18 protein-coding genes and 1 tRNA gene are annotated in these 19145 nt (G+C 47.4%); 4 read left to right on the forward strand and 15 right to left on the reverse strand.

The genetic code is table 11. The features are described from left to right. Positions 1–120: 120 nt before the first annotated feature. The 8 genes from odhB to sdhC form a co-directional block, all read right to left on the reverse strand. Complete coding sequence (odhB, locus tag HMPREF2871_RS02275; RefSeq protein ID WP_002217383.1) at positions 121–1302, reverse strand: 2-oxoglutarate dehydrogenase complex dihydrolipoyllysine-residue succinyltransferase; 1182 nt, start codon at positions 1300–1302, stop codon at positions 121–123. 99 nt (positions 1303–1401) lie between these two features. Further along, entirely contained in the window at positions 1402–4230 is a 2829-nt protein-coding gene (locus HMPREF2871_RS02280; protein ID WP_049336760.1) for a 2-oxoglutarate dehydrogenase E1 component, read from the reverse strand. 209 nt (positions 4231–4439) lie between these two features. After that, on the reverse strand, positions 4440–5723 hold the full coding sequence (gene gltA / locus HMPREF2871_RS02285) for a citrate synthase (RefSeq protein WP_004519267.1): 1284 nt from the start codon (positions 5721–5723) through the stop codon (positions 4440–4442). A 123-nt stretch (positions 5724–5846) separates the two neighbouring features. Next, a complete protein-coding gene (locus HMPREF2871_RS02290) occupies positions 5847–6095 on the reverse strand; it encodes an FAD assembly factor SdhE (protein ID WP_003678830.1) in 249 nt (82 codons plus the stop codon). 3 nt (positions 6096–6098) lie between these two features. Beyond that, on the reverse strand, positions 6099–6806 hold the full coding sequence (locus HMPREF2871_RS02295) for a succinate dehydrogenase iron-sulfur subunit (RefSeq protein ID WP_003678833.1): 708 nt from the start codon (positions 6804–6806) through the stop codon (positions 6099–6101). Between the two features lie 119 nt (positions 6807–6925). Beyond that, positions 6926–8689 (reverse strand): succinate dehydrogenase flavoprotein subunit, encoded by a 1764-nt coding sequence (gene sdhA / locus HMPREF2871_RS02300; protein ID WP_049336762.1) that lies wholly within the window; start codon positions 8687–8689, stop codon positions 6926–6928. 2 nt (positions 8690–8691) lie between these two features. Next, complete coding sequence (gene sdhD / locus HMPREF2871_RS02305; RefSeq protein ID WP_003678837.1) at positions 8692–9033, reverse strand: succinate dehydrogenase, hydrophobic membrane anchor protein; 342 nt, start codon at positions 9031–9033, stop codon at positions 8692–8694. Next, positions 9027–9404, reverse strand: a complete 378-nt coding sequence (gene sdhC / locus HMPREF2871_RS02310) for a succinate dehydrogenase, cytochrome b556 subunit (protein WP_049336763.1) — start codon at positions 9402–9404, stop codon at positions 9027–9029. Before sdhC ends, sdhD begins: the two co-directional genes overlap by 7 nt. A 460-nt stretch (positions 9405–9864) precedes the next feature. Here sdhC and HMPREF2871_RS02315 point away from each other — a divergent pair, with 460 nt between their 5' ends. Beyond that, entirely contained in the window at positions 9865–10248 is a 384-nt protein-coding gene (locus tag HMPREF2871_RS02315; protein WP_049329785.1) for a YkvA family protein, read from the forward strand. An 83-nt stretch (positions 10249–10331) separates the two neighbouring features. On the opposite strand, the gene HMPREF2871_RS02320 is transcribed toward HMPREF2871_RS02315, so the two are convergent. The 4 genes from HMPREF2871_RS02320 to dapF form a co-directional block, all read right to left on the reverse strand. Further along, complete coding sequence (locus HMPREF2871_RS02320; protein ID WP_049344413.1) at positions 10332–10841, reverse strand: membrane lipoprotein lipid attachment site-containing protein; 510 nt, start codon at positions 10839–10841, stop codon at positions 10332–10334. Positions 10842–10986: 145 nt separating this feature from the next. Beyond that, a complete protein-coding gene (cysK, locus tag HMPREF2871_RS02325; protein WP_141747887.1) occupies positions 10987–11919 on the reverse strand; it encodes a cysteine synthase A in 933 nt (310 codons plus the stop codon). Positions 11920–12025: 106 nt separating this feature from the next. Next, positions 12026–12628: a hypothetical protein gene (locus HMPREF2871_RS02330; RefSeq protein WP_049344415.1), complete on the reverse strand. Its 603-nt coding sequence runs from the start codon at positions 12626–12628 to the stop codon at positions 12026–12028. Continuing rightward, positions 12625–13476 (reverse strand): diaminopimelate epimerase, encoded by an 852-nt coding sequence (gene dapF / locus HMPREF2871_RS02335; RefSeq protein ID WP_049344417.1) that lies wholly within the window; start codon positions 13474–13476, stop codon positions 12625–12627. The genes HMPREF2871_RS02330 and dapF overlap by 4 nt, the downstream gene beginning before the upstream one ends. Before the next feature lie 180 nt (positions 13477–13656). Here dapF and HMPREF2871_RS02340 point away from each other — a divergent pair, with 180 nt between their 5' ends. Together HMPREF2871_RS02340 and HMPREF2871_RS02345 are read left to right on the forward strand one after the other, a co-directional pair. Continuing rightward, on the forward strand, positions 13657–14148 hold the full coding sequence (locus HMPREF2871_RS02340) for a hypothetical protein (protein WP_049344418.1): 492 nt from the start codon (positions 13657–13659) through the stop codon (positions 14146–14148). Between the two features lie 139 nt (positions 14149–14287). Continuing rightward, positions 14288–14363 (forward strand) — tRNA-Asn (locus HMPREF2871_RS02345). 148 nt (positions 14364–14511) lie between these two features. Here HMPREF2871_RS02345 and HMPREF2871_RS02350 read toward each other — a convergent pair. Then, positions 14512–14847 carry a YbaB/EbfC family nucleoid-associated protein gene (locus HMPREF2871_RS02350; protein ID WP_049344419.1) on the reverse strand — a complete coding sequence of 112 codons (336 nt, stop codon included), beginning with the start codon at positions 14845–14847 and terminating at the stop codon, positions 14512–14514. Positions 14848–14937: 90 nt separating this feature from the next. Next, positions 14938–16929 carry a DNA polymerase III subunit gamma/tau gene (gene dnaX, locus HMPREF2871_RS02355; protein WP_049337069.1) on the reverse strand — a complete coding sequence of 664 codons (1992 nt, stop codon included), beginning with the start codon at positions 16927–16929 and terminating at the stop codon, positions 14938–14940. 198 nt (positions 16930–17127) lie between these two features. Here dnaX and HMPREF2871_RS02360 point away from each other — a divergent pair, with 198 nt between their 5' ends. Beyond that, positions 17128–17841 (forward strand): aldose epimerase family protein, encoded by a 714-nt coding sequence (locus HMPREF2871_RS02360; protein WP_004519255.1) that lies wholly within the window; start codon positions 17128–17130, stop codon positions 17839–17841. Between the two features lie 58 nt (positions 17842–17899). Here HMPREF2871_RS02360 and mltB read toward each other — a convergent pair whose 3' ends face one another. Next, positions 17900–18979, reverse strand: a complete 1080-nt coding sequence (mltB, locus tag HMPREF2871_RS02365; protein ID WP_049337071.1) for a lytic murein transglycosylase B — start codon at positions 18977–18979, stop codon at positions 17900–17902. Between the last annotated feature and the right edge of the window lie 166 nt (positions 18980–19145).

A 19145-nucleotide genomic window follows, 5' to 3' on the forward strand; every position in this document is an offset into this window, starting at 1 on the left:
ATGTTTCAGACGGCCTCAATCGTTCGTTGAGCCTATTGTAGCACGATACTACATTACGCTACATCTAAATAAAAATTCAGACGGCCTTTTCATTAACAAATAAAAGGCCGTCTGAAACGATTACAGATCCAATAACAGGCGAGCTGGGTCTTCCAACGCGTCTTTAATGGCTACCAAGGTCAATACAGCTTCGCGGCCGTCAATGATACGGTGGTCATAAGACAGAGCCAGATACATCATTGGACGGACAACAACTTGACCGTTTTCAACCACAGCGCGCTCTTTAGTGGCGTGCATACCCAAAATCGCAGATTGAGGCGGGTTGATGATCGGGGTAGACATCATAGAACCGAAAGTACCGCCGTTGGTAATACTGAATGTACCACCGGTCAGATCTTCGATAGCGATTTTGCCGTCTTTGGCTTTTTTCGCGTAATCAACAATTGCTTGTTCGATGTCGGCAATGCTCATTTGGTCGGCATCGCGCAGGATTGGTACAACCAAACCGCGTGGGCTGCCAATTGCGATACCGATGTCGAAGTAGCCGTGGTAAACGATGTCTTTGCCGTCAACAGAAGCATTCACAACCGGATATTTTTTCAGGGCGGCAACAGCGGCTTTAACGAAGAAGGACATAAAGCCCAATTTCACGCCGTGTTCTTTCTCGAATTTTTCTTTGTACTTCGCACGCAAGTCCATGATTGGTTTCATGTTGACTTCGTTGAATGTAGTCAGAATAGCGTTTTCTTGTTGAGAAGCCAGGAGGCGTTCTGCAACACGGGCACGCAGGCGGCTCATTGGTACGCGTTCTTCAGGACGTGCGCCGGCAGGAAGTGCAACAGCAGGAGCAGCGGCTGCGGCAGGTTTGGCAGCGGCATTTTGTACGTCTTCTTTCAATACGCGACCGTCACGGCCGGAACCTTGCAATGCGTTCACGTCAACACCGGTCTCGGCAGCCAGTTTGGCGGCAGCAGGCATAGCGGCGTTGTTTTGTGCAGCAGCAGGAGCAGCGGCTGGAGCTGCTTCTGCAGGCGCGGCGGCTGGGGCTTCAGCAGCGGCAGTAGCAGCGGTATCGATGCGCGCCAAAACTTGGTCGGCAACAACGGTTTCACCGTCTTGCGCTACGATTTCAACCAATACGCCGGCTTGTGGAGAAGGTACTTCCAAAACCACTTTGTCAGTTTCGATATCGATCAGGATTTCGTCACGGGCAACTGCTTCGCCAACTTTTTTCTTCCATTCTAAGAGCGTGCCTTCAGATACGCTTTCAGACAGCATAGGTACTTTTACATCAATAATCATTTTGTGTCTCCAATGGCCCTTTCAGACGGCCTGTTGTGTGTTTGTAATTCTGCATATGGGCATTCCGCCTGAGCAGACTCAGACGGAATGCTACTTGGTTTACAATGTCAAAGCGTCTTCAACCAATTGTTTCAATTGAGCAATGTGTTTGCTTGAGTAGCCCACTGCAGGCGATGCGCTGCTTGGACGACCGGCATAAGACAGTTTTTGCTCTTCACTGATGACGTCTTCGATGCGGTGGCGGATTTGGTAGAACGCGCCTTGGTTTTTCGGCTCTTCTTGTGCCCAAACCACAGATTTTGCGTTCGGATATTTCGCCAGTTCAGCTTTAACCTCGTCGTATGGGAACGGATACAGCTGCTCAACGCGAACAATCGCAACATCATCTTCCAGTTTACGCTCGGCACGGCCAGCTTCCAAGTCATAGTAAACCTGACCGGCACACAATACCACGCGTTTCACGCTGTCGTTGCTTGCGCGTTCGGCGGTATCACCGATAACCGGACGGAAAGTCGAACCTTCGGTGAAGTTTTCCAGCGGGCTCATTGCACCTTTGAAGCGCAACAGGCGTTTGGACATGAAAATCACCAGCGGTTTGCGGTATGAACCCAAGACTTGGCGTTGCAAAAGGTGGAACATTTGCGACGCTTCAGACGGCATGATGACTTGCATATTGTTCTCAGAACACAGTTGCAACCAACGTTCTACGCGTGCAGAAGAGTGCTCAGGGCCTTGACCGTCGTAGCCGTGCGGCAGGATGGTGGTCAGGCCGCACAAACGACCCCATTTGGTTTCGCCTGAAGACAGGAATTGGTCGATAGTTACTTGCGCGCCGTTGGCGAAGTCACCGAATTGAGCTTCCCAAATGGTCAGCTTGTCAGGAGCGGAGCAGGCAAAGCCGTACTCGAACGCCATCACGGCTTCTTCGTTCAAAATGGAGTCGATAACCAGGAACTCGCCCATGCCTTCGCCCATATGGCGCAGAGGAACATAAGTACCGTCGTCCCATTTTTCGCGTTTTTGATCGTGCAACACTGCATGACGGTGTGAGAATGTACCGCGGCCGGAGTCCTCACCGGAGATACGCACGCCATGACCTTTGGTCAGCAGACTTGCGTATGCGAGGGTTTCGGCCATACCCCAGTCGATGGCTTGTTTGCCAGATGCCATTGCTTTACGCGCTTCAATCACACGTTTTGCAGTCGGATGCAAGGCAAAGCCTTCTGGCACGGCGGTAAATTTCTCGGTAAGACGCTCAATATCCGCGGCAGGCAAACCGGTTTCGATTTTTTCGCGCCAATCTTTGCCTTGGTATTTGCTCCAGTCGATTTGTGTGCGTTGGAAGTTGCTCAAAGTTGTTTGTTCAACATGTTCGCCTTTGTCCAAAGCATCACGGTAAGCTTGGATGTAGCCGTCAGCCTCAGCTTGAGTTACCACGCCTTCGGCAATCAGTTGCTCGGTGTACAAAGCACGCGCACCTGGGTGTTGCGATACTTTTTTGTACATCATCGGTTGGGTCAGGGTCGGATCATCGCCCTCGTTGTGACCCCATTTACGGTAGCAGACAACGTCGACCACGATGTCTTTATGGAATTTTTTGCGGTAATCCAAAGCGGCTTGGATGGCAAAGCAAACGCGTTCAGGATCATCGCCATTCACATGGATAACCGGAGCGGAAACCATTTTTGCGATATCGGTACAGTGTACGGTTGAACGGGTATCGCGGGTATCGGAAGTCGTAAAGCCGATTTGGTTGTTGATCACGATGTGAACAGTACCACCGGTGGTATAACCGCGTGTTTTAGACAGGTTGAATGTTGCTTGGTTAACACCCAAACCGATAAATGCGGAGTCACCGTGAATCAATACTGGCAAAACTTTATCACGGCCGTTTTCGCCCAAACGTTTTTGTTTGGCGCGTGCAGAACCTTCCACTACCGGGTTAACGATTTCCAAGTGTGACGGGTTGAATGCCAAAGAAACGTGCATCGGGCCGTGTGGCGTAGCAATGTCGGAGCTGAAGCCCATGTGGTATTTCACGTCGCCGCTAGGCAATTTGATTTCGGCACGGCCTTCAAATTCAGCAAACAGATCAGCCGGTTTTTTACCCAAAATGTTAACCAAAACATTCAGACGGCCACGGTGTGCCATACCGATGATGACTTCTTCCACGCCGTCTTTACCAGCGTTTTGAATCAGGTAATTCAAACCGGCAATCGCGCTTTCACCGCCTTCTACACCAAAGCGTTTTTGGCCGACATATTTGGTATGCAGGTAGCGTTCCAGAGTTTCGGCAGCAGTCATTTCTTTCAAGATACGGCGTTTTTGTTCAACGTTGTAGCTTGGCGTAGACAGTACGCTTTCAAAATAATTGCGAACCCAGCGACGCTCTTCGGTATTTGGAATGTAGATGTACTCTACCGCGATATGGCCGCAGTAGGTTTGTTTGAGGTTACTGATGATTTGGGACAGAGGCAGTTTGCTCTGACCGGAAAAATCGCCCTCGCCCATATTGAACTGAAGCGCCATATCGGCATCTGACAGACCATGGAATTTAGGATCGAGAGCTTCGATATTTTGAGGAGGAATACGTTTGAGCGGATCAAGTTGGGCTGCACCCACGCCTTGGATACGATAGGCAGAAATCAGTCGCAAAACGCTGACTTGCTTTTTCATCATTGCCTCATCTACACCGCCTGAGACGGCTGCGGCAATTTTCTTTTTAGCCAAAGTGGCAAATGATTCACGAATCGGTGTATGGGCAACATCGACAGCGACTGCGCCCGGCTGTTTACTCAAATCGGTAAAGTACTGTTTCCATTTTTCATCGACAGATTCCGGATTATCCAGAAACTTTTCATACAACTCCTCGATGTATGGCGCATTAGAACCAAACAGATAAGAGAAATTGAGTTTTTCGTCCATCATGGCGTGAGCTCTTTTCTTTAAAATATAAACAAAGGGTAGAATCCCGTGTTCTCCGAACGGAATTCAGGCCGTCTGAAATGACACTTTATTCTACCCTATTTCAAATCAAATTACCTGCTATCAACTTAATTAATTACGACCAACCTCATTGAAAACGGCAATTCGATTTTTTCAAACGACTTTTCAACAATATATTAATGTATTGTTTATTAGCGTTTATCTACCGGAACGTAATCGCGACGTTCTGCACCGGTATAAAGTTGACGTGGGCGACCGATTTTCAGTGCCGGATCGCTAATCATTTCATGCCAATGAGAAATCCAACCTACACTGCGCGACAATGCGAAGATAACGGTAAACATTTCAGTTGGAATGCCCAATGCAGACAAGACGATACCAGAGTAGAAGTCGACGTTTGGATACAGCTTGCGTTCAACAAAGAATGGGTCTTTCAGTGCAATTTGTTCCAATTCCATCGCCAGCTTGAATTTAGGACTGTCTTCCAAGCCCAATTCTTTTAAGACTTCATAACAGGTTTCGCGCATGATGTTGGCTCGTGGGTCCATATTGCGGTATACGCGGTGACCGAAGCCCATCAGACGGTATTTGCGTTGTTTCACACCTTCCATGTATGCGGCAACATTAGACACATCGCCGATTTCATCCAGCATCTTCAACACAGCTTCGTTTGCACCGCCGTGTGAAGCACCCCACAGACAGGCGATACCAGCAGCGATACAGGCAAATGGGTTCGCCCCTGAAGAGCCTGCCAAACGTACGGTCGAAGTAGAAGCATTTTGCTCGTGGTCGGCATGCAAAATAAAGATGCGGTCGAGCGCGCGGGCCAAGACTGGATTAGGTTTGTATTCTTCACACGGTGTGGCAAACATCATGTGCAAGAAGTTTTCAGCATAGGAAAGGTTATTTTTTGGATAATTGAACGGCAAACCGTTGGAATAACGGTAACACATTGCCGCAATGGTCGGAATTTTGGAGATTAAGCGGTAAATCGCGATTTTGCGGTGTTCAGGATTGGTAATATCCAAGCTGTCTTGATAGAAAGCAGACAAAGCGCCAACCACACCCACCATCATCGCCATCGGGTGCGCATCGCGACGGAAACCGCGGAAGAACCAAGTCAACTGTTCATGCACCATAGTATGGTGGCTGACTGTAGCATCAAATTCTTTTTTCTGTTCGGGCGTAGGCAGCTCGCCGTAGATCAACAGGTAACAAACTTCCAAGTAATCGGATTTTTCGGCCAACTGCTCGATAGGATAACCACGGTAATATAACAGACCTTTATCGCCGTCAATATAAGTGATTTTGGATTCGCAACTTGCAGTGGACACGAATCCTGGGTCGAATGAAAACAGACCTGTATTTTTTGTCAACGCACGGATGTCAACCACATCATGGCCGATACTTGCTTCCAATACTGGCAGTTCCAAGGTCTCTTGATTTGGGGTGGTGAGCTTGACTGATTTAGACATTCTTAAACTCCTTTGTAAGTTGGGGCTTTCGTTGCCGCCCAAGCGGCACGGTCCTTTTTTCAGACGGCCTCAGTATGGAAAAAGCTTGTTCGGATTGGCATCGCAAACAAGCTCTATAACACATCATGCCTGTCTGATTTTTTCAAGCATGGGAATCAGGTGTTTCTTGTCCGTTGCCGAATGTCCGTTAATCAAGGCAAGCAACTCTTGGTCTTGAAATTCGAGGATTTCGGAAAATTCGGACAACTCCTGATCACTCAGGTGCTCGAATTCTTTTTCCATAAACCTGCCGAAGATTAAGTCTAGTTCTAACAATCCCCGGCGGGTTTGAAAACGGATTTTCCGTTTGGCAATATCGTCAAAAACCATCATTTCTTAAACGGCTCGTTTCAACATAATCTCTTTAATCTTACCGATGGCTCGGGTCGGATTCAAGTGTTTAGGACATACGTCTACGCAGTTCATAATGGTGTGGCAACGGAACAAACGGTATGGGTCGTTCAGATTATCCAAACGCTCATTAGTGATGGTATCACGGCTATCCGCAATGAAACGGTAAGCATTCAGCAAGCCAGACGGACCAACGAATTTATCAGGATTCCACCAGAATGACGGGCAGGCAGTCGAACAGCAGGCGCACAAAATACACTCGTACAAACCGTCCAACTCTTTACGCTCTTCCTGAGTTTGCAGACGCTCTTTGTCCGCATCGATAGGGTTGTCGTTGACAACGTAAGGTTTGATTGAGTGATATTGTTTGAAGAACTGGGTCATATCCACAATCAGGTCGCGGATAACAGGCAGACCTGGCAGAGGGCGGATTTTAACCGGCTGTTTCAGGCTGCGCAGATCGGTCAGACATGCCAAGCCGTTTTTACCGTTGATGTTCATACCGTCAGAACCGCAAATACCTTCGCGGCAAGAACGGCGGAAAGACAATGTATCGTCTTGTGCTTTCAGGCGCACTAAAGCGTCCAAAAGCTTAACGTCGGTTGGTTCCAATTCCAACTCGTAACGTTGCATATAAGGTTTGGCATCAACGTCCGGGTTGTAACGGTAAATTTCAAAACTCATTTTTTCCATGAGAAGTGTTCCTTTTCTCATAAACTGCTCAATGATTTTGTATTATGAATTCAAGCAGTTCAATGTGGGTATGGTTAGGTTTCAGACGGCCTTTAAGGTAAAGGCCGTCTGAAAACTCATCAATAAACGCGTTTAGCCGGTTTGATGTATTCCACGCTCAAAGGCTTGGTATGTACCGGTTTGTAAGACAAAGTATTGGTATCTGAATGATACAGGGTATGTTTCATCCAGTTTTCGTCATCGCGCTCAGGATGGTCGTCTGAAGCGTGTGCGCCACGCGATTCTTTACGTGCTTCGGCAGACACCAAAGTCGCTTTCGCTACTTCAATCAGATTATCCAACTCCAAAGCTTCGATACGCGCGGTATTCCATACTTTGCTCTTGTCTTTGATTTCAGTACGTTTCACGCGCTCGGCAATCTCCATGATTTCTCGAACGCCTTTGCTCAGAATCTCATCGGTACGGAACACACCGGCATGCAGTTGTACGGAGCGTTGCAGTTCGCGACGCAATGCATCAACGTTTTCACCATCGGTTTGGTTGTCCAAACGCTCGATACGTTGGCGGGTCAACTCACCGGCATTAGCAGGCAGAGGTTTCCAGTCGCTTTGCTCTTTGATGAATTTAATCATGCTGTCGCCGGCAGCTTTACCGAATACCACCAAGTCCAACAGGGAGTTGGTACCCAAGCGGTTCGCACCGTGCACGGAAGCACAAGCACACTCACCTGCCGCATACAGACCTTTTACAGGCACTTCGTAATCTTCACCTTGCGGAACGACAACTTCGCCATGGTAGTTAGTCGGAATACCGCCCATCATGTAGTGGGTAGTCGGCACAACAGGAATTGGGTCTTTAATCGGGTCGATACCGGCAAACTGGATGGAAATCTCGCGGATGCCCGGCAGTTTTTCCATAATTTTTTCTGCGCCGATATGGTCGATTTTCAGCAAAACGTGGTCTTTGTTTTTACCACAGCCGCGACCTTCGTAGATTTCCATCGCCATCGCACGGGAAACCACGTCACGGGAAGCCAAGTCTTTTACGGTTGGAGCATAACGTTCCATAAAGCGTTCGCCATCGGCATTCAACAGAATACCACCCTCACCGCGCACACCCTCAGTAATCAATACACCGGCACCGGCTACACCGGTCGGGTGGAATTGCCAGAATTCCATGTCTTCCAACGGAATACCTGCACGGGCACAAATACCCAAACCATCACCGGTATTCATATAAGCATTGGTTGAAGACGCATAAATACGGCCGCCACCACCGGTAGCAAACATCACGGCTTTAGCGTGGAAAATATAAACTTCGCCGGTTTCCATTTCCATGGCGGTTACACCGACGACGTCGCCGTTTTCATCACGAATCAAATCTTGTGCCGTCCATTCCACAAAGAATTGTGTATTGGCACGGACGTTTTGTTGGTACAAAGTATGCAACATCGCATGACCGGTACGGTCGGCAACCGCACATGCACGTTCTACCGCACGTTTACCATGTTCGGCAGTATGACCACCGAAAGGACGTTGGTAGATTTTGCCACTTTCCACACGGTCAAAAGGCATACCCATGTGTTCCAACTCAATTACGGCTTCAGGCGCGGCGCGACACATAAACTCAATCGCATCTTGGTCGCCCAACCAGTCAGAACCTTTCACGGTATCGTACATATGCCAATCCCAACGGTCTTCTTGCACATTACCCAATGAAGCAGAAATACCACCTTGAGCCGCTACAGTATGAGAACGGGTTGGGAAGACTTTAGACAAAACAGCACAATTCAGGCCGGATTTAGACAATTGGAGGGCTGCGCGTAAACCTGCACCACCACCGCCAACAATCACGGCATCAAACTTGCGAACAGGATAACCCATATTTACCCCCAAATTACTTTAACAGAATACACCAAGCAGCCTACCAACCAAACGATGGTGGCAACTTGTAAAAACAAACGCAGACCGAAAGGCTTAATGTAGTCCATCCACAAATCGCGGATACCTACCCATGCATGCAGGAATACAGCCAAGAAGCTCACTTGGGTAAATACTTTTACCCAAGTTTGATCAAAAAATGCCTGCCATGCCGAATATTCTTTAGGCAACGTAAACAAAACAACCAAAAGAACCACGGTGTACACCAACATGATGACCGCAGTTGCACGTTGCATTGCCCAATCGCGCAAACCGTAATGCGCACCTGTCAATTTACGTTCTACCATAACAAAGCTCCCAAAACGACGGTCAGAATCAAAGCAGAAGCAAATACAACTTTAGCAGTAGTACGGGCAGTATTTAATTCCAGGCCTTTATGCACATCCAAAAACAGAAAGCGGATACCGGCGAAAAAGTGGTGCAGATATGCCCACAACAGACCGATAAGGATCAGCTTCACAAACGGATTGGAAATAGCAGTACGATATGCTTCAAACGACGCTTCGCGATCCAGCGTTCCGGAGAAGAAATACAAGAGAACAGGCAGCATCACAAACAAGCCGACGCCGCTGATACGGTGAAGAATAGATACAATCCCCGGTATGGGCAATCGGATATTCGGAATTTCCAAAAATACCGGGCGTGATTTGGCGGACATGGTCAGTTCCTCTAGATTTATTATCAGCTCAAAACCTATAGCTCAGCACTACAATAAGCTACATAAACCATAATTTACCTGTTTTATCTCATTTTGAACAGTGCAATTTATGAATGCTCTAATGATTTTTACCAAAAGACTAATAAAATCAAACAATCATTCTTAGATTTTTTTTGTGTGGCTAGCCTTTTTTGTTACTTTCCTGCAATTAAGCCATCTCCCCATCAAAGCACTTACGATAACATCATTATTGTTTGAGAATTGTATCTATTGTGAGATAAATTCTCACTCTTGATACCTAATCTTTACAAAGGCATAAGCCATTCTTAACTTATTACCATTGCATTATCATCACTACTCTTACATAGTTATACATTCAAAGACATTTCATCCGCCCAAAATAGACTAAAATACGACGTAACACCAACCATGTTTCCATACCTAAAAAGGAAGCTGCATCATGACACACTCCCCTCATCAAAACACACCCGATCCGGAAGACTACATCCCCTCCTTCCGCCGTCGAAACTTAGACACATCCGGCTTCATGAAAAAACTCGGACGCTTTGCCGGTCGCTTGGGTAAACCTGTCGTCCGCCAGCTTTATGCGCTTTATTATCTCTGGGAATCCGAACATACACCCAAACGTGCAAAAATGATTATTGTCGGCGCACTGGTTTACTTCCTCAGTCCTATTGACAGCATTCCCGACCTTCTGATTCCATTTGGCTTCAGCGATGACATTGCCGTCATTGCGCTGGTTTATTCTCAGATGAAAAACTATCTGACCGAAGATATTCAAGAAAAAGCCCGTCAAGCGGCTGACAAGCTGTTTGGTTCTTAATTGGATAAAGTCCGACTACACATATATAAATACAAAAAGAAGGTCGTCTGAATATTCAGACGGCCTTCTCAGTTTATGACTTTTTATTTCAAAGGCTGCATACCCATAACTTCCATCAGGAAGTTGGTAAACGCAGGATTGCTTGGTTTGGTATCCATGTTTTTCCAACGCTGTTGCCAACCGCGCAAAGCACCTTGGATGTACTGTTTGGATTGCTCGGTAGTAATTTCACCACGTTGGCTGTCAACGGCAGAACGCAGATAAACTTCGTACATACTGTCATCGACAGAGTTGCGTCCCACTTGTTGGATTCGGAAGCGGTTCAAATATTGGGCAGCCTGAACTTTGGTCAGACTACCTTGGCTCACTTGGGTACTCAAGCGACGTGCTTCATCATGAATCTTGGAAACATCTGCCCAATGCGAAGGAGCCAAATGATAACCGGTAGCTGAAACTTGTGAATCAGCCTTAGGCTTTTTGACATTGGTTGGTCGAACTGGCACTTCTTTCAATGTTGGAACATAAATCGATTCACAACCGGCAAGTGCCGCTACGGCAAGGATAGGAAGAATGTATTTTTTCATAATGCGCATTATAAGCATGATTCGTTGAAGAAACCAACTTTTGAATAACGGTATTCAAAGCTCATTTACTGAATTACAACAGATTTCATACGATATCTCAAGCCCATACGCAAAAAAGGCCGTCTGAAAACGGCCTTTTAACAACAATCCTATATTATGCCAAATCGGCAAACAGAGGTGTAGAAAGATAGCGCTCGCCATATGACGGCAACAAGACAACGATCAGCTTGCCTTCGTTTTCAGGTTTTTTGGCCAGTTGCAAAGCGCTCCATACTGCCGCACCTGAAGAAATACCCACCAAAATGCCTTCTTTTTCGGCCATAGCGCGTGCAGTTTCAAACGCTGCCTCGTTAGGTACTTTGGAAATGCTGTCGTAAACAGTCGTATTCAAAACGCTGGGGATAAAGCCTGCACCCAAACCTTGAATCGGATGAGGGCCTTTTTCGCCGCCACTCAATACCGGGGAAGCTTCAGGCTCGACAGCCACGATTTGAACTTCGGGTTTGTGTTTTTTCAATACTTCGCCCACACCGGTAATCGTGCCGCCCGTACCCACACCGGCCACGAAAATATCCACTTTACCGTCTGTATCGCGCCAAATTTCTTCGGCAGTGGTTTTACGGTGAACTTCAGGATTGGCCTCGTTATCAAATTGGCGCGGCATGAAATAAGTGCTCGGATGTTCGTCCACCAAAGATTGGGCTTTGGCGATAGCGCCTGCCATGCCTTCGGCAGCAGGGGTCAAAATCAATTCTGCACCAAACGCACGCAGCAGCATTTTGCGTTCTTTACTCATGCTTTCAGGCATGGTGATGGCCAATTTATAACCGCGGGCCGCACACACCATGGCCAAACCGATACCGGTATTGCCACTGGTTGCCTCAACGATAACGGTATCTTTATTGATTTTACCGGCTTGCTCGGCCGCTTCAATCATAGATTCGGCAATACGGTCTTTCACACTGCTGCCCGGATTAAAGAATTCAAGTTTAACGGCGATTTGCGCTTTTAAACCTTCGGTCAGGCGGTTCAGTTTCACCAGAGGTGTGTTGCCGATCAGCTCGGTAATATTATTTGCAATTTTCATTTCCTGCTCCTGATTTAGATGTAATATAGCCTGCATATTAAACTCAGGCCGTCTGAAAAACTAATATCGAAAATTTCTTTCTTTATAACTTTTGGTTCAAGCGCGGTCAATATCCACTGCGCTCAAAAATCAATGCAACGGCAACCACAGCCTGCATCACGACGGCAACCGTCCAGCCTGCCCACATCTGCCGCATACTGAAAAGAGAGGCAGACTGCTTGCAAACAACCACTCTGTGCAGATAAAACACCAGCATCAGGACGCCCTGCAATGCAAACCAATAAATAGGTTTCAACGCATAAATTTTCAGCAAGGCCGCCCATGCAAAAACCGAGCCTGCCAGTGGCAAGATGAAATAAACCGTGCAGGCCAGGAAAACAAAGGCCAAAGTCATGACGACGTTGGAAACGGCAAATAAGGTCAAACCGGCATATTCGCCTGCCGACCAAAACTTTCTGTCTTCCGTTTTACTGCAATCGTCAATAAAGAAGAAAACACTGGCGGCGGTCAGGTAAAAATGAGGGATGAACAAAGGGCCTGTATGCGTAAAGCCCCACATTCCGGGCAACAGGCGCGCGCCCAGAGCCGAAATCCCCAGCCACAACAATATCGCAGCCCAAAACCATTGAAACCGCTGCGCACGAAAAATAAACGCCAACGATACCGCAGCATACGCAATGGCAAACCAAAAATCCAAAGAAACCATCATGAATACTGCAACTCGCCTTCGAAAACGGTTTCAGCAGGGCCGGTCATTTGCACATCGCCGCCTTCTTCCCAACTGATAAACAGTTCGCCCCCAGGCAGAGTAACACGCACAGGCGTACCCGCTTTCAGCAGGCTATTGCGCACGCCGGCCACCACGGCCGCACACGCTCCAGTGCCGCAGGCCTGAGTCTCCCCCACCCCGCGCTCAAACACACGCAACCGGACGGACAACTCATCTTCAATCTGCATAAAACCGACATTGACCCGTTCAGGAAACTGCTCGTGCGATTCAATGGCACCGCCCCAATGCTCCACCGGCGCAGCCTCAACATCATCAACCAAAATCACTGCATGCGGATTACCCATATTCACACAGCTTACCGGTACAGATTCCAAACCGACCAAGACAATATGTGTCAGCGCATCTTCCGTTTCACCATGCGCAGGCACAAACGGAATTTCAGACGGCATGAAACGCGGTTTACCCATGTTGACGGTAACCAAACCGTTATCCAACAGCTTCGGCACAATAATCCCTTTGGCCGTTTCAACCAAAATTTCCGTTTTATCCGTCAAACCCTTATCCGCGACAAAACGCGCAAAACAACGCGCACCATTGCCGCACTGCTCTACTTCCCGACCATCCGCATTGAAAATACGATACCGAAAATCGACCGCATCAGAAGAAGGCTTCTCCACCACCAAAAACTGATCAAACCCCACGCCGCGATAGCGGTCTGCCCATTGGGCAAGCGGCGCAGCCAACGGATCAAAGTCCTGCTCGATGGCATTGACCACCATAAAATCATTGCCCAAGCCGTGCATCTTCGTAAATTTTAAAGTTTTCATTATTCATTCACATTCTTATTAAATCATTATTCCGGCACATTCTACACCAGAATGATATATCCGTTTCTATCTTGTTTTTCAGACGGCCTTGCGTCCTTTTACCAATACTAACACCAGCCACCCCGCAAAAATACTATACTTCCAACATTACAAACATTTCTTATTACAAGGATACACATTATGAAAAAAATTCTCTTACCTGCCCTTTTGGCCGCTTCACTCAGCGCATGTACAGTCGGCACACCCGGCGTTTCCGTCGGCTTAGGTGTCGGCACCGGCATCGGCCGCCATGTCGGCTTAGGTACATCCATCAACATCCCTGTCGGCTTGGATAAAACCAAAACCACCAAAGGCACGGATTCAGACGGCATCCGTATCTCAGAAGAACAAATCGTGACCTATTTTGATGCACACGGCACACCCAGCAACAGCGCAGTCAAAGGTGGCTTCCATCGCCAACTGATCAGCAAACGTAACAACGAATACGTCGTCCAAGACTTTTACAGCGACAACAGTCAAAAACGCACGGACCCCTACGTTCTCAGCCGTAACCAACTGATGCAGTTCCGCGCCACGCCAAGCAATGGCTCGTTAACCACTTACGCCTACAACGGCACGGTGATGCAGCAACAAGTATTCCAAAACGGCAAATTGGTTAACGCCAAATACTAAAGGCCGTCTGAAACGGCTGAGGAGCATGTGAAACTTGATTACAAAATATTTTTAACATTCAAACATTTGAAATATTTTGCACCATTTCCTTAAAAATATTGATTGACACATTTTTTCCAGCCATTATAATACGCCCCATTCCCCGATAGCTCAGTCGGTAGAGCGACGGACTGTTAATCCGCAGGTCCCTGGTTCGAGCCCAGGTCGGGGAGCCAAATTTAAAAGCCTGAACTTCTGTTCAGGCTTTTTTACATCAATAAGGAACGCTTGTTCTTTCCCAAAGAAAGCCCATGAATCCTCATAATAAAAAAGGCCGTCTGAAACCCAAATCTGGCTTCAGACGGCCTTTTATTTATTTTTAAATCAACGGAAGAAGTCGCCCATGCCTGCCGGCAGGCCTTGGGTAAATGCACCCATGGTTTTGTTGGTCGTTTCTTCGGCTTTTTCAGAAGCGGCATTGATAGCGACCAATACCAAATCTTCCAGCATTTCTTTGTCGTCTGCGGCTTCTTGAATCAAATCAGGGCTGATTTCAAGTTTGCGAACAACGTGCGAACACGTCATCACAACTTTCACCAAACCATTGCCTGCTTCACCTTCAACTTCGGTTTCAGCCAGCTTGGCTTGTGCCTTTTTCATGTTTTCTTGCATTTGTTGAGCCTGTTTCATCAGGCCGCCTAATCCGGCTTTTCCGAACATGTTTTACTCCTATGGGTTTGAATAAATGGGTTTCACTCATGCCGTCTGAAAAACGCTATTGCCTTTCAGACGGCCTTGTATGTCAGTATTTTAAGAATGCCCTACTAACTCTAAAGAATCCGGCAGCCATTGCGCTTCAAAGATTTGCAAAATTTTCTGCGCCGTTGTATCCGCTTCCAGCAAATCTTGCGCCTGCTGCCGTCCTTCTTCTTGAATACGTTTGCGGCGCATCACCGGCGTTTCCCAGCCTTTATCATCCTGCCAAGGCTCGGTTTGCAGCCTTAAATTGCCAAGATGGTAAGCCTCGCTCAACGTCTGGCAGATTTTGTCCAAGCGCTCTTTATTGGCAGTAGCTTTGGCCTCATCCGTCAACGACAGCATGATTAATCCTGCTTCCGTATCATAACTCGTCCATGCCGCATTTTGTGCCAACATCTGCGCCGCGCCTAATTTACGGGCAAATCGTTCGATAATGCTGTGCCAATTCTCAGTTTTAAACTCAGGCAAAGGAGCGAACTGAAGCTCTTCTTCATCTCCCTCCTCTTCTTCAGACACAACCGGCTGCAGTACTTCCATCACATCAGCACGGTGTGAATCTTCATATGCATATGCTTCATCAAAATACGGAGGTGGAATTTCCTCATCTATGTGCGGATATTCTTCCGGTTCAGGGGCCGTCTGAACTTTTGCAACAGGCAATGGCTCCGCAGTTTCTTGCATCTGCGCCGTTTGTGTTTGAGGCGGCTCAGCCGATACTTGGCTCGGCATGTCTTCCCAAGGCGGGACATCCCCCTGTTGTTGAGCAGACTGAATAGTTTCTTCAGACGGCCTTTCAACGATATCCTGTTTAGTCGGAACAGCCTCTTTCTCAACCGCCGGTGCTGCTATCGGCTCAGATTTCGGCAGCTGAAAAGGCTTTTTTTCGGCCTCAGCTTTCTGATGGTCGGAATGCAAATCCGTGTGTTCAATCTGACTTTGCGTATCGCAACCCGAAGCGGCCAACGGCGCAAATGCAAGCATGCGCAAAAGCGTCATGACAAAACCGGCATACTCGTCTGGAGCCAGCGGTAAATCCTGTTTACCATGAATAGCGCATTGATAATAAAGCTGAATCTGCTCGCCACTCAAAGCCTGACTTAATCGCTGCAAAGTTTCACGTTCAGGATCGTCATTTGCCAAGGCGGAAGGAATAGTTTGAATCAAAGCCAAACGTTGCAACAACATGGCCAATTCTGCCAACGCGCTGTCAAAACCAATCGCTCTGGCGGACATTTCCTGAGCCTTTTCCAGCAAGGCTTCCCCGTTTTGATTGATGATTCCTTCAAGCAATTCAAACAAGTATTGTTTATCGACCGCTCCGATCATCTGGCGGACATCTTGTTCGGCCACTTTACCCGAACCCATGGCAATCGCCTGATCTAAAAGGCTCAACGCATCGCGCATCGAGCCGGCGGCGGCACGGCCTAAAAGTTGCAAAGCCTGTGGCTGATAAGGAACGTTTTCACGATCCAAGACATGCGCCAAATGCTCGGCAACCTGCTGGGTTGTCATGTTGCGCAACACAAATTGCAAACAGCGGCTCAATACAGTAATGGGGACTTTATGCGGATCGGTGGTCGCCAAAATAAATTTAACGTGTTCAGGCGGTTCTTCCAAAGTCTTCAGCATGGCATTGAACGCGCTTTTGGAAAGCATATGCACTTCGTCGATGATATAGACTTTGTATTTACCCGCAGTCGGCGCGTATTGCGCGTTTTCCAACACTTCGCGGATATTGTCGATACCGGTATTCGATGCCGCGTCGATTTCCAATAGATCCACATAACGGCCGCTGTCGATTTGCGTACAGCTTTCACACTGACCGCACGGCTCACCATGCACGGCATTTTCGCAGTTCAGGCTCTTGGCCAAAATCCTGGCAATCGTGGTCTTACCCACACCGCGTGTCCCTGTCAGCAGATAGGCATGGTGCAGACGGCCTTCGTCCAGCGCGTTACGCAGGGCTTTGACGACGTGTTCCTGACCGACCAAATCGGCAAAGGTTTTCGGACGCCATTTTCGTGCAAGAACTTGATAAGCCATGTTGTTTCTCTACGGGAAATAAATCGGAAGGCCGTCTGAAAAGAATTCTCCGCTTTTCAGACGGCCTCAGAAAATGGCATATATTCTAGCATTTTTTTGATTTTTATTAAGGATTTTCTATCAAACCGACAGCGACAGCATGTCATTGCAATGTTAGAATGCTACATAAATGATAAGTAATTTGAAGTTTGAAACATCATGTCCGAAATCATACTACGCAACCAATCAGCCACTATGCAAGTAAATACAATGGGCGGATATATTGATTCCCTGATTCTAAAAGGATGGGAAGTCTTATTTCCGAAAACCAGCGTTCAAGTAGGCGATGACACAAAATTACGCGGCGGCATGCACGTCTGCCTACCTCAATTCGGACCTGACAGCAAAAATCATCTGGCCCAACATGGTTTCGGCAGAACTTCAGACTGGGAAATCCGCCATCAAAATGAATCAGATATCGGCTTAAAATTAATCAGCACAGAAAAAGGCTATGAACACGTCGAATGGTTGCTCGATTACAGTCTGCCTAACGAAAATGAAGCCATCGCCATCCTAACTGTCTGCAATTACGGCGAATCACCCATCCGCACGTCCCCAGGATTCCACCCCTACTTTACCGCCGCCGGCACACAATTTGATTTCAACGGCGCCCCATACGATGCCGACTATATCTCCCATACCGAATTTGTTTCCTCCGACCAGGATGCACACGTTGCATTTGACGGCTTGAAACTGGATATCCGTACCCACAATCTGCCTGTGTATGCCCTTTGGAGCGATCGAAACGGTCAATATACTTGTGCAGAGCCAACCGCAGAAGGCAATGCGTTTTTATCCCCTGCCCGAGGAGGACAGTTTGTTTCAGGACACAGCAAAAAACGTTACGCCATGAAAATCAGACTGATAGCTTAACCCCCTTTACAAATCCTCGATATTTAAAAACCACCCCAAAGGGTGGTTTTCTTATGGCTTACAGGCCATTGTTATTGATTGCATTCGCAATATCGCGTACCGCTGTTACATACATACGGCTGTGGTTGTATTGCCATACCGTGTAGAAGTTATTCAGACCCAAATAGTATTCAAATACGCCCGGGCTGGTCTCCAAAGCATACAGCACAGCTTTTTCATTATCGGCAATAGCAGCTTGAGGCACGACACCCAAAGCTTTGAAATCTGCGACAGTGCGCGTCAAGGCAGTTTTCTCATCAATAATCGCCTGCAAGTGCGGAGTAATCGTCAGACTTACCGGCACAACCATCTTACCGCCGGTCTGCCAGCCATGCTGTTTCATATAATTGGCGACAGAAGCCGCCACATCGCCAACATTATTCCAAATATCGCGATGACCATCACCATCATAGTCCACCGCCCATTTACGGTAGCTTGAAGGCATAAATTGCGGCATGCCCATCGCGCCGGCATAGCTGCCTTTGAAGTCAAAGATATTTTCTTTTTCTTCTTTTGCCATCTGCAAAAGTTCACTCAATTCATTTTGGAAAAACTCGGCACGGCGAGGATAATCAAAGGCCAATGTACTCAAGGCATCGGCAACGCGGAAGCTGCCTGTATTTTTACCATAATTGGTTTCAATCCCGAGAATCGCCACAATCAATTCGGCAGGTACGCCGTATTTGCGTGCCACATCATCAATTACGGCACGGTTTGCCGCATAGAATTGTCTGCCGCCATTAAATTTGGCTGCACCAGAGTTACCGGTGCGGAATTCATACCAAGGACGCGAAGTGCTTGGGCGGTACATAATGGTAATAATGTTGCCTTTATACACCACGCCATTAAAGAAATTGCGCAACTCTTCCGCACTGAAACGGCGATTTTTCACTTCATATTGGATAAACTGCTGAACATTGACGTTCTCATTAAAACCGCTGCTGGCAACAGATTCAGCCGCAGCATCAAATACAGGGCGTTTTGCAGAGGAAACAGGCTCGACAGGTTTTGCCGTATCAACAGCAGGCTTTTGCGGAGTGCCGCATGAAGCTAAAGCCAAAGCAGTCAAACCTATCCCAAAGATTTTGATTTTATTCATAAATAATCTCTTTACTAAATAATACGACAAACCCGAACACGAATGAATATTCGGCCAATACATCATCTCTTCCGCTATATTTCTAGACAGACTTAAAAATATAGACAAATCAATATTTACTTACTTCGGCTCAAGCAGATAAACAAGGCCGTCTGAAATTCAAGGA

It is taken from the genome of Neisseria sp. HMSC067G12, assembly GCF_001812725.1.
GTDB lineage: Bacteria > Pseudomonadota > Gammaproteobacteria > Burkholderiales > Neisseriaceae > Neisseria > Neisseria perflava.